Consider the following 14,456-nt stretch of genomic DNA (forward strand, 5'->3'; position numbering starts at 1 on the left):
ATTTGTAGCGTGTTTGCGCCGAGGGAGCAAGGAGGGATTTGGTCTGGAAAAAAACTCAGCGCCTGCTGAGCGCGAGTTTTGCGGCAAACAGCAAGAAGATCACACCGGTGGTGCGATCCATCCACTGGATGACCTTTTCGCGGCGCAGGAACCCGGACAGCGACTGCGTGGCGCCGATCAATACCAGCGACCACAGCAGCCCGAGCAGCACATGGATGCTCACCAGGCCGAAGGTCCAGGCAATCAGCGAATGCCCTTGGGGGATAAATTGCGGCAGGAACGACACGTAGAAAATCCCCACCTTGGGGTTCAGCACATTGCCCAGCATGCCCTTGATAAACCAGTTGCCGCCGGGCTTGCGGTCGTCTGCGGCCGGTGCCAGTGAGCGACGCGGACGCACCAGCATGTTCAGCCCCAGCCAGGCCAGGTAAGCCGCGCCGCAGTACTTGAGCAGGTTGAACGCCATCTCCGACACCGCGATCAACGCGCCCAGGCCAAACGCAACCGCGGCGCCCCACACCAGGCAACCCGCGTTGATGCCCAGCGTGGCCTGCAGCGCCTGGCGCTTGCCTTCCACCGTGGCGGTGCGCAGGACCAGGGCGGTGTCGAGCCCGGGCGTGAGGGTCAGCAGGGTGGCGGCGAAGGTGAAGGCGATGAGGTTGTCGGCGATGGACATGAGCGGGCTTCATGCAGAGGGATGAGTGGGCGTTAACCCAAGCTTGGCATGAGTGGTTATCTTGTGGCGAGCGGGCTTGTTGTGGTGAGCAGGTTTACTATGGTGACCGGGCTTGTTGTGGTGAGCGGGCTTGTCTGCCTTCAGCGGTTGAAGCGTTCAACCAGCGCGTATTGGGTGGACGCGGTATTGGTCAGTTCCTTGCTCAGGTCCGTGGATTGATGGGCTTGTATCGAGGTCTGGTCGGCCAGTTCGGCGATGGTGGTGATGTTGCGGCTGATCTCCTCGGCGACGGCGCTTTGTTCTTCGGTGGCGGCGGCGATCTGGGTGGTCATGTCGGTGATATGCGACACCGCTTCGCTGATCCCCACCAGAGCCTGGTCCGCTTCCAGCACCCAGGCCACGCCTTCCTGGGCCTGGCGCTGGCCGTTTTCCATGCTTTGCACCGCGTTGCTGGAGGATGCCTGGAGCTTGGTGATCAGCCCATGGATCTGGGTGGTCGATTGTGACGTGCGCTGGGCCAGTTGGCGCACTTCGTCGGCTACCACGGCAAAGCCTCGGCCTTGCTCGCCGGCCCGTGCCGCTTCGATTGCGGCGTTGAGGGCGAGCAGGTTGGTTTGGTCGGCGATGCCTTTGATCACATCCACCACGCTGCCGATTTCGTCGCTGTCCCTGGCCAGTTGCGCCACGGTCACCCCGGTCTCGCCGACCATGGTGGACAGACGCTCGATGGCTTCACGGGTATCGCGCGCCACTTCGCGGCCGCGCCCGGTCAGCACGTTGGCCTGTTGGGTGGCGTCGGCGGTGCGTTGTACATGGCTGGCGACTTCCTGGGTGGTCGCGGCCATCTGGTTGACGGCCGCCGAGACCTGTTCGGTTTCCACGCGCTGGCGGTTCAGGCCTTTGGCACTGGCGGCAGCCAACTGATCGGATTGCCCCGCCAGGGTACTCAGTTGTTCGGCGCTGTCCTGCAGGCGGGTGAGGCAGGTTTTCAGGCGCGCGGTCTGGCTGAGGAACGCGGTTTCCAAACGCGACTGTGGGCCGCGTGCGTCACTGTACATCTGCGCGATCAAGGCATCCGACGTCGAGGGTTCGACCCCCTCCAATAGACGCAGGGTACTGCCCTGGCGCCAGCGCGAGCACAGCAGGCCCACCGGCAGCGCGACCGCCACGGCCACTGCGACGGCCGCCGGTGCACTGAGGAACAGCCCGGCGACGCTGCCCGCCACACCGGTGGCCATGTACGGCACGCAACTCACTGCCGCCGGCAGCCAGGCATCCTGGCGCGGCACGCCCGGCTTGCCTTGGCTCAGACGCCGGTAGAGGGCCTGGGCGCGGCGGATTTCATCGGCCGTGGGCTTGACCCGCACCGACTCGAAGCCAACGACACGGCTGCCGTCGAAGATCGGCGTGACGTAGGCATTGACCCAATAGTGGTCGCCGTTTTTCGAGCGGTTCTTGACGATGCCCATCCACGGCAGGCCTTGCTTGAGCGCGCTCCACATGTGGGCGAAAACGGCGGGTGGCACGTCGGGGTGACGCACGATGTTCTGGGGCGCGCCGATCAGGTCGGCGCGTTCAAAACCGCTGATATCGACGAAGGCGTCGTTGCAGTAAGTGATCATCCCTTGAACATCGGTGGCGGAGATGAGTTTTTGCGAAGGCGCGAGTGAAATCTCGCGCTGTGTTACAGGCTGGTTGTTGCGCATTCCGACTACTCCCTGAATTGCCATAAGTTCATCGGCATCACACGGAATAAGTTGATGGCGATTGTTTGATATAAACCGAGACGTGACGAATGGCGTTCAGGAGGGCCTAAATGGCGAATTGTCCTGGTGCGATACGAAAACAGTTTTTGCCTGCGCGCTTGGCTTCATATAACGCACCATCCGCATGGGCAATCACTGTTTGTGCACAGGTATGTGACGTACTGTCGGCGCCTTCAAAGAGGGCAATGCCGATGCTGGCTTGCAAGGCATAGGGAAGAGCGCAACGCTCAGAGGCCTGTCGCAATGTGTCTATAATTCGTTGCGCTGCAAGGGTGGCAGAGGTCATGCCGGAATTATTCATCAGCAGAATAAATTCGTCTCCGCCCAAGCGGCCGGCACAATCCTGGTTTAGCCTGACAATCGATTTAAGTGTTGCGCCAAATTCGGCTAACGCCTTGTCACCTTCGGCATGTCCGTGGTTATCGTTGATGCCCTTGAAACCATCCAGATCTATGTAGAGCACCGCAAAGTGTTTATCGGCATGCCGGCTGCGGGCCAGGGTGTTTTCAATCAGTTCGAGTATCCCCATACGGTTGTACAGGCCCGTGAGGGGGTCATGGGTCGCGCGGATTTGGTTTTTGGCCTCGGCCAGTAACGCGCGCACCAGGTTATCGTTCAACGTGTTGAGCAGTAGCCACATGCCCGTCAAGTACAGCGGGGCCTGGAGCAGGAATATCCTGAGCAGCGGTTCCGGCTGAAACAAGGTGGCGAGCTTCATGGGCACATCCGTCAGCAATATTTGAGTGAATGCGTAGCGCGGTACGCCTTGGTTGCGCATGGCGATCGCGGCATTCACGCTGACCATTGACGTGCACCCGAGAACTTGAAGAATCGCATCGCCGCTGATCAGGCAACCAGCGGTACCCAGGCCCAGCTCCGCCGCCCAGACCAGGCCCAGTAATAACGATAGATCAATGACATAAGGATATTTTTGGCCGCCGTATGTATTGATCCAATACAGCAGTGCTAATCGTGAGACCCAGATCATCGAATCAATGATGAGCCAGGCAATGAAGAATTGGCTCGGGCGCAGTGTAACCACGACTGTGCATATCACCAGGCTGTTAAACCAGCCGACCCACAGCACCCCCTTCGAAGAAAAAGGCCCGGCTATAAGTTCGCTGCGTATGCGTGTGTCATACGGCGCGTCTGCATTTGTCAGCCATCTCATCGCCTTTGTTGCAGGGAGTTGATATTCCATATTGACCCTCACCTGAAGCGCTGAAATTAAATGATGGCACATAGCCATGCTGGCACTGTTCCAGCGGCTTTTCAAATGCTATGAGATAAAGAATCGCGCCGGCAGAAACGCTATCCATCACCCCGCATGATTGAAAAGCCTGAAACTTCCCGATGAAAAACCTCATAATGGCGGCCATTTTTGTTTAGCCCGTTATTCTGGTGTGCCCCCATGGAAATCAAGGTCAACTTTCTCGACAACCTCCGGCTTGAAGCCAAGTTCGATGACTTCACGGTGATTGCCGACCAGCCTATTCGCTATAAAGGCGATGGCTCGGCACCGGGGCCGTTCGATTATTTCCTGGCCTCGTCGGCGTTGTGCGCGGCGTACTTCGTCAAGTTGTACTGCAGCACGCGCAACATCCCCACGGACAATATTCGCCTGTCGCAGAACAATATTGTCGATCCGGAAAACCGCTATAACCAGATCTTCAAGATCCAGGTCGAGTTGCCGGCCGATATTTCCGATAAGGACCGCCAGGGCATCCTGCGTTCCATCGACCGTTGCACCGTGAAGAAAGTGGTGCAGGCCGGGCCGCAATTCGTGATCGAAGAAGTGGACAACCTCGACGCCGATGCCCAGGCCCTGTTGATGCCGGGCGCGGGCAGCGAGGCGGGCACTTATATTGCCGGCAAGGACCTGCCGCTGGAGCAGACCATCGCCAACATGTCCGGGATCCTTGCCGGCCTGGGCATGAAGATCGAGATTGCCTCGTGGCGCAATATCGTGCCAAACGTGTGGTCGCTGCATATCCGCGACGCCCATTCACCGATGTGCTTTACCAACGGCAAGGGCGCGACCAAGGAGGGCGCCCTGGCGTCGGCGTTGGGCGAGTTCATCGAGCGGCTCAACTGCAACTTCTTCTACAACGACCAGTTCTGGGGTGAGGAACTGGCCAACGCGCCGTTCGTGCATTACCCGGACGAGCGCTGGTTCCAGCCGGGCCCGAATGACGAGCTGCCCGGCGAAATCCTCGATGCCTACTGCCTGAAGGTCTACAACCGCGACGGCGAGTTGCGCGGCTCGCACCTGTTCGACACCAACTCCGGCAACGAAGCGCGCGGCATCGTTTCGCTGCCGTTCGTGCGCCAGTCGGATGCCGAGGTGGTGTATTTCCCGTCCAACCTGATCGAGAACCTCTACCTCAGCAACGGCATGAGCGCGGGCAACACCCTGGCCGAGGCCCAGGTGCAGTGCCTGTCGGAGATTTTCGAGCGTGCGGTGAAGCGCGAAATTATCGAGGGCGAATTTGCCCTGCCGGACGTGCCGGCTGACGTGCTCGCTAAGTACCCGGGCATCCTGGCGGGTATTGCAGGCCTGGAAGCCCAGGGTTTCCCGGTGCTGGTCAAGGACGCGTCCCTGGGCGGCGAATTCCCGGTGATGTGCGTGACCTTGATGAACCCGCGCACCGGCGGCGTGTTCGCCTCGTTCGGTGCCCACCCGAGCCTGGAAGTGGCGCTGGAACGCAGCCTTACCGAACTGCTGCAAGGCCGCAGCTTCGAAGGCTTGAACGACCTGCCGCAGCCGACCTTCGAAGCCCAGGCGGTGACCGAGCCGAACAACTTCGTCGAGCACTTTATCGACTCCAGCGGTGTGGTGTCGTGGCGCTTCTTCAGCGCCCAATCGGACTACGAATTTGTCGAGTGGGACTTCTCAGGCGAAGGTGAAGACTCCAACGCCCAAGAGGCCGCGACCTTGTTCGGCATCCTCGAAGGCATGGGCAAGGAAGCCTATATGGCGGTATACGAACACCTCGGCGCAACCGCCTGCCGCATCCTGGTGCCGGATTACTCGGAAATCTACCCGGTGGACGACCTGATCTGGGACAACACCAACAAGGCGCTGTTCTTCCGCGAGGACATCCTCAACCTGCACCGCCTGGACGAAGCGGAATTGCAGGGGTTGGTCGAGCGCCTGATCGAAAGCGAGCTGGACGACTACACCGACATCACCACCCTGATCGGCATCGAGTTCGACGACAACACGGCCTGGGGCCAACTGACCATCCTCGAATTGAAGCTGCTGATCTTCCTCGCCTTGCAACAGTACGAAGAGGCCAAGGAGTGCGTGGAGATGTTCCTGCAGTACAACGACAACACCGCCGAGCGTGGCCTGTTCTACCAGGCGTTGAATGCGGTGCTGGAGATGGAACTGGACGACGACCTGGAACTGGCGGACTACGAAGCCAACTTCCGCCGCATGTTCGGCAATGAGCGGATGGACGCGGTGATCGGTTCGGTCAACGGCAGTGTGCGCTTCCATGGGTTGACGCCGACCAGCATGAAGCTGGAAGGGCTGGACCGGCATTTGCGCTTGATCGAGAGCTACAAGAAGCTGCATTCGGCGCGTGCCAACATCGTCCAGGGGTGACGCATACCCAATGTGGGAGGGAGCAAGCCCCCTCCCACAGTTGATCTTTGTTTTCTGGGGGGATTTATATCCGGGCCAAGGCCTGGGCGAGGTCTGCCCGTAGATCCTCCACGTCCTCAACCCCCACCGACAACCGCACCAGCCCGTCGCCAATCCCCAACTGCGCGCGGGTCGCCGCCGGGATGCTGGCGTGGGTCATGATCGCCGGGTGTTCGATCAGGCTTTCCACGCCGCCCAGGCTCTCGGCCAGGGCGAAGAGCTTGACGGTTTCCAGGAAGCGCGTGGCGCCGTTCAGGTCGCTGTTCAAGTCCACCGAGATCATCCCGCCAAACCCGCGCATCTGCCTGCGCGCCAGTTCGTGCTGCGGGTGGGACGCCAGGCCTGGGTAATAGACCCGTGATACCTGCGGTTGCTGCTCCAGCCAGGTCGCCAGGTCGAGGGCGTTGCTGCAATGGCGCTCCATGCGCAGGGCCAGGGTTTTCACGCCGCGCAGGGTGAGGAAGGCGTCGAACGGGCCGGCGATGGCCCCAACCGAGTTTTGCAAAAAGCCCACGCGCTCGGCCAACTCGGGGTTGTCACCGACGATGGCGATGCCGCCGATCACATCGGAGTGACCATTGAGGTACTTGGTGCTGGAGTGCACCACGATGTCGACACCCAACTCCAGCGGGCGCTGGATCCACGGGCTGGCGAAGGTATTGTCGGCCACGCAGAGAATGCCGCGGCTGCGGCAGATCCGGGCGATGGCGGCGAGGTCGGTGAGGCTCAGCAGCGGGTTGCTTGGGGTTTCGACCCAGACCATCCGCGTGTCGTCCTGCAAGGACGCTTCGAACGCCGTCACATCACTCAGGTCGACAAAGCTGAAACGGTGCCCGGCACTGCGCTGGCGCACCTTGTCGAACAGGCGGAAGGTGCCGCCGTAGAGGTCGTTGCCGGACACGATATGGGCGCCGGCATCCAGCAACTCCAGCACCGTGGAGATTGCCGCCAGCCCGGACGCGAAGGCAAACGCCTGGCTGCCGCCTTCGAGGTCGGCCACGCAGCGCTCCAGGGCAAACCGCGTGGGGTTGTGGGAGCGGCCGTAGTCGAAGCCCTTGTGCACGCCGGGGCTGTCCTGCAGGTAGGTGGAGTTGGCGTAGATCGGCGGCATCAGCGCGCCCGTGGTCGGGTCGGGTGACTGCCCGGCGTGGATCACACGGGTGGCAAACGCGCTTTTATCGGGCTGGCTCATGCAAGGGATCTCCGCAGGTGGTTGAGCAGGTCGACGCGGGTGATCAGGCCGTGAAAGCCCGCCGCGTCGGCAATGATGGCGACCAGGCCGCGGTCCAGTTCGGCCTGCAATTCGGCCAGGCTGGCGCCAGGGGCCAGGGTGTGGACTTTGTCGCTCATGGCGCTGGCGACCATCATGGAGAAGTCCGCCGCGTCATGGTGCAGGCCCAGCAGGATGTCGGACTCATCGATCACCCCCACCAGTTCGCGGCCGTCCACCAGCACCGGCAGTTGCGACACGTCCGCCAGGCGCATGCGCTGGAAGGCGGTGAGCAGGGTGTCGTCGGGGCTTACGCTGATCACGCGGCCATCTTCGAAGCGCCGCGCGATCAAGTCGCGCAGGTCGCCGTAGTGCTTGTAGTGCAGCAGGCCCGCATCGGTCATCCATTGGTCGTTGTAGACCTTCGACAGGTAGCGGGTACCGGTGTCGCAAACGAAGGTGACCACGCGCTTGGGCACGGTCTGCTCGCGGCAATAACGCAGCGCGGCCGCGAACAGGGTGCCGGTGGAGGAACCGCCGAGAATGCCCTCGGCCTTGAGCAGCTGGCGGGCGTGATCGAAGCTGTCTTCATCGCTGATGGAGTAGGCGTGGCGCACGCTGGACAGGTCGGCAATCGACGGGATGAAGTCCTCGCCGATGCCTTCCACCGCCCACGAGCCAGGTGTTTCCAGCTTTCCGCTGCGGCTGTATTCGGCCATCACCGAACCCACCGGGTCGGCGAGGACCATTTCCAGCTCGGGCTGCACCCGTTTGAAGAAGCGCGTCAGGCCGGTGAGGGTGCCGGCCGAGCCGACACCCACCACGATCGCGTCCACATCGTGTTGGGTCTGTGCCCAGATCTCCGGCGCGGTGCTGGTCTCGTGGGCCAGGGGGTTGGCCGGGTTGTTGAATTGGTCGGCGAAGAAACAGCCGTCAATTTCCTTGGCCAGCCGCGCGGCCATGTCCTGGTAATACTCGGGATGGCCCTTGCCCACATCGGAGCGGGTGATATGCACCTCGGCGCCCATGGCCTTGAGGTGCAGCACTTTTTCCGTGGACATCTTGTCGGGCACCACCAGCACCACCCGATAACCTTTCGCCCGGCCCACCAGCGCCAGGCCCAGGCCGGTGTTGCCGGCGGTGGCTTCAATGATGGTGCCGCCGGGGCGCAGGCGGCCGTCGCGTTCGGCGGCGTCGATCATGGCCAGGCCGATGCGGTCCTTGATGGAACCGCCGGGGTTTTGGGATTCAAGCTTGAGGAACAGCGTGCAGGGGCCGGTATCGAAACGGCTGACCCGAACCAGCGGCGTGTTGCCGATCAGCTCGAGTACGGCAGGGCGGGGGAGCGTGGGCATGTCGTCACCTGAAGGCTTAGGGTGGGGGACAGCAAATGGCAGAGCATGGTCTGGAACAGTAGGTCGGTATCGGGTCGGTCGCAACCGAGGGGTCGATTGAATGTCTTTTTTTGGCGCATGGACGATGCCCGGGTGCGCTATCTAAGCGCACGTTGTGCGGCGATACCTGCGTAATCACTGGCAGAGTGACCTGGCGTGGGCTTTGCTTTAGAGAAATCCAAACTTGGATACAAGATGGAGTTTCCCATGCACAACGTTTTTGGCTGGACCCTCGGTGAATGGCAGGCTGCTTACCGCAGCGGCGCGATCACGCCGGACATTTTGCTCACCCTGGCCGCGCAATACCCCCCCGAGGACAGCGCCTGGATCGCCCGCGCCCAGCCGTCGTCATTGGCCGAGCAGTTGGCACAGTTGAGCGAACGGCTGGCAGCGCTGGGCGGTGATATGACCCAGCTGCCGTTGTATGGCGTGCCGTTTGCGATCAAGGACAACATCGACGCGGCCGGCTGGGACACCACTGCCGCCTGCCCAGAATTTGCCTACCGCGCGACCCGGGATGCCTCGGTCGTGCGGAAGCTGCGCGCCGCCGGCGCGATCCTGATGGGCAAGACCAACCTCGATCAGTTCGCCACCGGCCTGGTGGGCACCCGTTCGCCGTATGGCGCGGTGGGCAACAGTTTCAATGGCGATTACGTCAGCGGCGGCTCCAGCTCCGGTTCTGCATCGGTGGTCGCCCGTGGGCTGGTGGCGTTTTCCCTGGGCACCGACACGGCGGGCTCCGGGCGCGTACCGGCGGGGTTCAACAATATCGTCGGGTTGAAGCCGACCAAGGGGCGTTTGTCCAATACCGGCCTGGTGCCGGCTTGCCGCACGGTGGATTGCGTCTCGGTGTTTGCCTTGACCGTGGAAGATGCCGAGACCGTGGCGCACGTTGCGGCGGGATACGACGCCAGCGATGCCTATTCCCGCGCCAACCCCAACACGGCGCCAGTGGCGGTGGGCGCTTCGATCAAGCTGGCCATCCCGGCGGCCCTGGAGTTTTTCGGCGATACCCAGAACCAGGCCGTGTTCGAACACGCGGTCGAACACTTCAAGGCGCTGGGCGCGGTGATCACCCCGGTGGATTTCACTGCGTTCAAGGAACTGGCGGACCAGCTGTACTTCGGCCCCTGGGTCGCCGAACGCACCGTGGCCCTGGAAAGCATGCTGGAAAACCAGCCCGAGGCAATCAACCCGGTGGTGCGCGGCATTGTCGAGAATGGCCGCCAGTACAGCGCCTGCGACGCCTTCAAAGCCGAATACCTGCGGGCCGAACTGAGCCGCCGCATCAACGACAGCCTGGCCGGTTTCGATGCCTTGCTGGTGCCGACTTCGCCAACCCTGCGCACCATGGCCGAGATGGCGGAAGAGCCGGTGCGCTACAACTCGCAGTTCGGCTACTACACCAACTTCACCAACCTGGCCGACCTCTCGGCCCTGGCGCTGCCGGCCGGTATCCGCGCCGATGGCTTGCCCAGCGGCATTACCTTGCTCGCACCGGCCTGGCATGACACGGCGCTGGCGCACCTGGGCAAGCGCTGGCAAGCCAGCCTGGAGCTGCCTTTGGGCGCCACCCAGCGTTATCTGCCGTCACCGTCCGCACCCGCCCAAGCCCCCGGCTGCGTGCGCGTGGCGGTGGTGGGCGCGCACCTCACCGGCATGCCACTGAATGTCCAACTGACGACGCGTAACGCGGTGCTGGTGGAGCAAACCCTGACGGCCGACACTTACCGCCTGTACGCGCTGCCGGGCACGGTGCCGCCCAAGCCAGGGCTGGCCAAGGCGGACAGCGGTCGGGCGATCATTGTCGAGCTGTGGGACATGCCCCTCGCACGCTTTGGCGAGTTCGTCGCCGAGATCCCCGCACCGCTGGGGATCGGCAACCTGCTGCTGGCGGATGGGCGCAGCGTCAAAGGCTTCATCTGCGAGCCCTGGGCACTGGCCGACGCCCTCGATATCACCGAGTTCGGTGGCTGGCGCGCCTTTATTGCGAGCCGGGGCTGAGCATGGGGGCCAAGACACGCCCCGACAGCCTGGCCGAGCAGGTCTACGCGCAGCTCAAGGCGGATATCTTCGACTTCCGCCTGCTGCCGGGCGATCGCTTCAGCGAAGGCGAGGTGGCCGAACGCATGCACGCCAGTCGCACGCCGGTGCGTCAGGCGCTGTATCGCTTGGAACGGGAAGGGTATGTGGAGGTGTATTTTCGCAGCGGCTGGCAGGTGAAGCCGTTCGATTTCGCCTACTTCGAAGAGCTCTACGACGTGCGCATCGTGTTGGAACTGGCGGCTGTCGGCCGGTTATGTGCGATGGATGAACCGAACCCGATGCTGCAAGCGTTGCAGGCCACCTGGCAGGTGCAGGAGGGCGAGCGCCTGGAGGACGCCCAGGCCGTATCGGCGCTGGATGAGCGTTTTCATTGCGCGTTGGTGGAAGCCACCGGCAACCGTGAAATGGCGCGCATGCACTACGCCATCACGGAGCAGATCCGCATCATCCGGCGGCTCGACTTTACCCAGGCGCCCCGCATTGCGGCGACGTACGAAGAGCATGGGCAAATACTTGCGGCCATCGTGCAACGCCAGGCTGACCAGGCGCAGCACCTGCTGAAGCGGCATATCGAACTGAGCAAGCAGGCGGTGCGCGAGATCACGTTGCACCGGTTGCATACCGCCCGGCAGGTGGGGGGGCAGATTTCCTGATGCCCTGAGCTTCTGTGGTGAGCGGGCTTGTTGTGATGAGCGGGCTTGTTGTGGTGAGCGGGCTTGCCCCGCGCCGGGCTGCGCAGCAGCCCCAATCAGGCTCCCTGTGTTCTGTCAGGTAAACCGCAGCGCCTGGTTTTGGGTCTGCTTCGCAGCCCAGCGCGGGACAAGCCCGCTCACCACAAGTTACGAGTAGTCCTCAGATCACGTGGGGTGTGGAGGTGCAATGGGTGAGCCTGCGCAAGCTTATTGTGATGAGCGGGCAAGCTCGCTCACCACAGGTTATTGGGCCTGGCGTGAAAGCCTTTGCAGCTTTGCGATGACCGCCTCGGTTGCCCGCTGCATCGGCGCCCGCAACTCACTCTCGATCAAGCCCTCCAGCGCCAGTGCGGCTTTCACCGGCGCCGGGTTGGGCTCCATGAACAGTGTGTTGATCAACGGCACCAAGCCAAGGAACGTCGCCCGCGCCTCAGCCAACTGGTTGTCCCTTACCTGTTGCCACAGCGCCACAAACTGTTCGGTGCACACATGGGCCGACGCGGCAATCGCACCGCTGGCACCCAGGCACAGCGCATTGAAGATCTGCAGGTCCTCGCCACACAACACATCGGCCTCACCGCTGGCCAACACCGCCAGGGTATTGCCCAGGTTGCCGCCGCAGTCCTTGATCGCCACGATCTGCGGGTGCGCGACGATGTTCAGCAAGGTCGCCTGCTCGAAGGTCACGCCGGTACGGTAGGGAATGTCGTAGAGAATGATCGGCACGCTGGACGCATCGGCCACCGTGCGAAAGAACGCTTCAAGGCCGGCCTGGGAGGGGCGGATGTAACTCGGCGCGGGCACCAGCAAACCCGCCAGCGGGCGCTTGAGCACCTCGGCCTGGAATTGCAGCAGCTCAATCTGGTTGTTGCCCGCCAGACCCATCACCACACGGTGGGCGGGCACCTGTTGCAATACCGCATCCAGCACCGCCAATTGTTCCTGGCGGCTGAGAGATGCGGCTTCGCCGGTGGTGGTGCACACCATGATCCCGGCCACGTGCTTGTCCAGCAGGTGGCTGACCAGGCGGTGCAGGCCGACAAAATCGATGGCGCCGTCCTGGAACGGCGTGACCACGGGAACCCAGATACCTTGAAACGATGACATGCACTTTCTCCTGATGATTGACCGTTTGAGTCACCGTCAGAAAGGCATGGGCAATTGTGCAAGGGGGAGGGAGTCCGCGCTCAATGTCCTGTCAGCTCATCTGACGGGACAGCGCGCCCCGGTCACATGAGCGACTGTTTCTTCGATTTGAGGGCGTGCGCCACGCAACCTTGCGCCTTGGCAATCAAGCCAATGACGGAAAGGTTAACCACTGAGGTTGCGGACATAAGCTGACACACCCATGAAGACTGGGGCTATCTTCATGGAATATTACGAGGTGTGTCAACTTCCCCCGTGGCTTGAATGCGCCGGTGCAGGTGGATCAGCCTTTTATCGCGGCTTCAATCGCCGCAATGTCGATTTTGGTCATGGTCATCATCGCGTCGAAAGCACGTTTGGCTATTGTCGGGTCAGGGTTGGCCACCGCATCGGTCAACACCCGAGGCGTGATCTGCCACGACAATCCCCACTTATCCTTGCACCAACCGCAGGCGCTGGCCTGGCCGCCGTTGTCGATAATGGCGTTCCAGTAGCGATCGGTTTCGGCCTGGTCATCGGTGGCGACCTGGAAGGAAAACGCTTCGCTGTGGGGGAATATCGGGCCGCCATTGAGGCCGATGCACGGGATGCCCATCACGGTGAATTCCACCGTGAGCACATCGCCCTGTTTGCCGGACGGGTAGTCACCGGGGGCCAGGTGCACGGCGTCGACCGTGCTGTCGGGCAAGGTGCTGGCGTAGAAGCGCGCAGCCTCCTCGGCGGTGCCGTTGTACCAGAGGCAGAGGGTGTTCTTGGGTTTCATGATCGGTCTCCACGGACAATGGGTCCATGGAGTTTAGACGGCCAACTGCCGTTCGATCGCCGCCTTGTCGATCACCGACCAGACCTGGGCGATTTTGCCGTCGACGAACGTGTAGAAAACGTTCTCCGAGAACGCCACCTGGCGACCATTGATCGCCAGCCCGAAAAACTCGCCCCGGGGCGTAACATTGAAGTTCAGCCGGCTGGCGACGGTGGGCGGATCGGCGATCAGCAACTGGATGTGGAACACCAGGTCGGGGATCTCGCGAAAGTCGCGCTCCAGCATGGCGCGGTAGCCCTCCAGGCCGACCACCTGGGCGTTGTAGCACACGTCCGGGTGGACGAAGTCGCCCAGGCGGTTCCAATCCTGCCGGTTGAGGCAGTCGATGTAGCCGAGGTACAGGTCGGCAAGTTGGTTGCGGGTCATGTTTTTTCCTCAAGCCCTGCGCGCGGTCAACAACACCGTCGCCGCCGCCGACAACAACCCCGCACAGCAGCGATTGAATATCCGCTTGCCACGCGGCTCGGCAAACCAGCGGCGCATGTGCAGGCCCATATAGGCGTAGAGGCTGATGGCGATCCATTCCAACACCAGGAACAGCGCGCCCAGCACGGCGAATTGCGGGGTGATGGGTTGGCCGGGGACCACGAATTGCGGGAGGAACGCGGTGAAGATCAGGATGGCCTTCGGGTTGCCTGCCGCCACCAGGAACTCCTGTCGCGCCAGTGCCCACAAACCCACCTTCGCGCCTGCCGATTGCGCCTCAGCCTGCTGATCAGCCCGCCACAGCTGGAACGCCAGATAAAACAGATACGCCGCGCCCACAATCTTGATCGCGTAGAACAACAACTCCGACGTCTGCAGCACCACCGCCAAGCCTGCGGAGGCGAGGGCGATCATCCCGGCAAAGGCCAGCAGGCGACCGACACCGGCCAGGCACGAGGTGCGGTAGCCGTAGCGCGTGGCGTTGCTGACGGACAGCAGGTTGTTCGGGCCGGGCGCCATGTTCAGGGCGAAGCAGGCGGGGAGGAACAGGGCGAGGGTGGCGAGGTCCATGGCGGCTCCGGTTTTGGACGGACGGGGACCGTCGAGGATAAGGGGAGTGGAGGTGGTT

General features: G+C 62.4%; 12 protein-coding genes. 3 read left to right on the forward strand and 9 right to left on the reverse strand.

Annotated features, from left to right (window positions below):
* Positions 1 to 55: 55 nt before the first annotated feature.
* The 3 genes from J1N02_RS28095 to J1N02_RS28105 all read right to left on the reverse strand — a co-directional run bounded on the left by J1N02_RS28095 (position 56) and on the right by J1N02_RS28105 (position 3,643).
* Positions 56 to 676, reverse strand: a complete 621-nt coding sequence (locus J1N02_RS28095) for a LysE family translocator (protein ID WP_027608455.1) — start codon at positions 674 to 676, stop codon at positions 56 to 58.
* 140 nt (positions 677 to 816) lie between these two features.
* Positions 817 to 2,382 carry a methyl-accepting chemotaxis protein gene (locus tag J1N02_RS28100; protein WP_027608454.1) on the reverse strand — a complete coding sequence of 522 codons (1,566 nt, stop codon included), beginning with the start codon at positions 2,380 to 2,382 and terminating at the stop codon, positions 817 to 819.
* Positions 2,383 to 2,488: 106 nt separating this feature from the next.
* On the reverse strand, positions 2,489 to 3,643 hold the full coding sequence (locus J1N02_RS28105; RefSeq protein ID WP_043293903.1) for a GGDEF domain-containing protein: 1,155 nt from the start codon (positions 3,641 to 3,643) through the stop codon (positions 2,489 to 2,491).
* A 210-nt stretch (positions 3,644 to 3,853) separates the two neighbouring features.
* Between J1N02_RS28105 and J1N02_RS28110 the strand changes: the two genes are divergently transcribed.
* Positions 3,854 to 6,052 carry an OsmC domain/YcaO domain-containing protein gene (locus J1N02_RS28110; RefSeq protein WP_421148073.1) on the forward strand — a complete coding sequence of 733 codons (2,199 nt, stop codon included), beginning with the start codon at positions 3,854 to 3,856 and terminating at the stop codon, positions 6,050 to 6,052.
* A gap of 64 nt (positions 6,053 to 6,116) precedes the next feature.
* Here J1N02_RS28110 and J1N02_RS28115 read toward each other — a convergent pair whose 3' ends face one another.
* Entirely contained in the window at positions 6,117 to 7,283 is a 1,167-nt protein-coding gene (locus tag J1N02_RS28115; RefSeq protein WP_146476165.1) for a cystathionine gamma-synthase, read from the reverse strand.
* Positions 7,280 to 8,656, reverse strand: a complete 1,377-nt coding sequence (locus tag J1N02_RS28120; RefSeq protein WP_027608450.1) for a pyridoxal-phosphate dependent enzyme — start codon at positions 8,654 to 8,656, stop codon at positions 7,280 to 7,282. The genes J1N02_RS28115 and J1N02_RS28120 overlap by 4 nt, the downstream gene beginning before the upstream one ends.
* Before the next feature lie 246 nt (positions 8,657 to 8,902).
* Here J1N02_RS28120 and atzF point away from each other — a divergent pair, with 246 nt between their 5' ends.
* Positions 8,903 to 10,699, forward strand: a complete 1,797-nt coding sequence (gene atzF / locus J1N02_RS28125; RefSeq protein ID WP_421148074.1) for an allophanate hydrolase — start codon at positions 8,903 to 8,905, stop codon at positions 10,697 to 10,699.
* A 2-nt stretch (positions 10,700 to 10,701) separates the two neighbouring features.
* Positions 10,702 to 11,394, forward strand: a complete 693-nt coding sequence (locus J1N02_RS28130) for a GntR family transcriptional regulator (protein WP_043293882.1) — start codon at positions 10,702 to 10,704, stop codon at positions 11,392 to 11,394.
* 282 nt (positions 11,395 to 11,676) lie between these two features.
* Here the strand turns inward: J1N02_RS28130 and dapA are convergent, their stop codons facing one another.
* From dapA to J1N02_RS28150, 4 genes are all read right to left on the reverse strand, one after another.
* The gene (dapA, locus tag J1N02_RS28135) at positions 11,677 to 12,540 is read right to left on the reverse strand and encodes a 4-hydroxy-tetrahydrodipicolinate synthase (protein WP_027608447.1); all 864 of its coding nucleotides are present in this window, start codon (positions 12,538 to 12,540) and stop codon (positions 11,677 to 11,679) included.
* 322 nt (positions 12,541 to 12,862) lie between these two features.
* Positions 12,863 to 13,342, reverse strand: coding sequence for a VOC family protein (locus J1N02_RS28140; protein ID WP_146476170.1), 480 nt, complete (start codon positions 13,340 to 13,342; stop codon positions 12,863 to 12,865).
* Between the two features lie 33 nt (positions 13,343 to 13,375).
* On the reverse strand, positions 13,376 to 13,768 hold the full coding sequence (locus J1N02_RS28145) for an ester cyclase (protein ID WP_146476172.1): 393 nt from the start codon (positions 13,766 to 13,768) through the stop codon (positions 13,376 to 13,378).
* 9 nt (positions 13,769 to 13,777) lie between these two features.
* On the reverse strand, positions 13,778 to 14,398 hold the full coding sequence (locus tag J1N02_RS28150; protein WP_098479372.1) for a LysE family translocator: 621 nt from the start codon (positions 14,396 to 14,398) through the stop codon (positions 13,778 to 13,780).
* Positions 14,399 to 14,456: the final 58 nt, after the last annotated feature.

Origin of the sequence: Pseudomonas sp. NFX5 (genome assembly GCF_049132125.1) — a bacterium.
In the GTDB taxonomy this organism is placed as follows: Bacteria; Pseudomonadota; Gammaproteobacteria; order Pseudomonadales; family Pseudomonadaceae; genus Aquipseudomonas; species Aquipseudomonas marginalis.

Excerpts from the sequence above, each read along its gene's own strand:
- J1N02_RS28130 (WP_043293882.1), top strand. The coding sequence starts at position 10,702 with ATGGGGGCCAAGACACGCCCCGACAGCCTGGCCGAGCAGGTCTACGCG.
- dapA (WP_027608447.1), bottom strand. The coding sequence starts at position 12,540 with ATGTCATCGTTTCAAGGTATCTGGGTTCCCGTGGTCACGCCGTTCCAG.
- J1N02_RS28120 (WP_027608450.1), bottom strand. The coding sequence starts at position 8,656 with ATGCCCACGCTCCCCCGCCCTGCCGTACTCGAGCTGATCGGCAACACG.
- J1N02_RS28095 (WP_027608455.1), bottom strand. The coding sequence starts at position 676 with ATGTCCATCGCCGACAACCTCATCGCCTTCACCTTCGCCGCCACCCTG.
- J1N02_RS28105 (WP_043293903.1), bottom strand. The coding sequence starts at position 3,643 with ATGGAATATCAACTCCCTGCAACAAAGGCGATGAGATGGCTGACAAAT.
- J1N02_RS28110 (WP_421148073.1), top strand. The coding sequence starts at position 3,854 with ATGGAAATCAAGGTCAACTTTCTCGACAACCTCCGGCTTGAAGCCAAG.
- J1N02_RS28100 (WP_027608454.1), bottom strand. The coding sequence starts at position 2,382 with ATGCGCAACAACCAGCCTGTAACACAGCGCGAGATTTCACTCGCGCCT.
- J1N02_RS28140 (WP_146476170.1), bottom strand. The coding sequence starts at position 13,342 with ATGAAACCCAAGAACACCCTCTGCCTCTGGTACAACGGCACCGCCGAG.
- J1N02_RS28115 (WP_146476165.1), bottom strand. The coding sequence starts at position 7,283 with ATGAGCCAGCCCGATAAAAGCGCGTTTGCCACCCGTGTGATCCACGCC.
- J1N02_RS28150 (WP_098479372.1), bottom strand. The coding sequence starts at position 14,398 with ATGGACCTCGCCACCCTCGCCCTGTTCCTCCCCGCCTGCTTCGCCCTG.
- J1N02_RS28145 (WP_146476172.1), bottom strand. The coding sequence starts at position 13,768 with ATGACCCGCAACCAACTTGCCGACCTGTACCTCGGCTACATCGACTGC.
- atzF (WP_421148074.1), top strand. The coding sequence starts at position 8,903 with ATGCACAACGTTTTTGGCTGGACCCTCGGTGAATGGCAGGCTGCTTAC.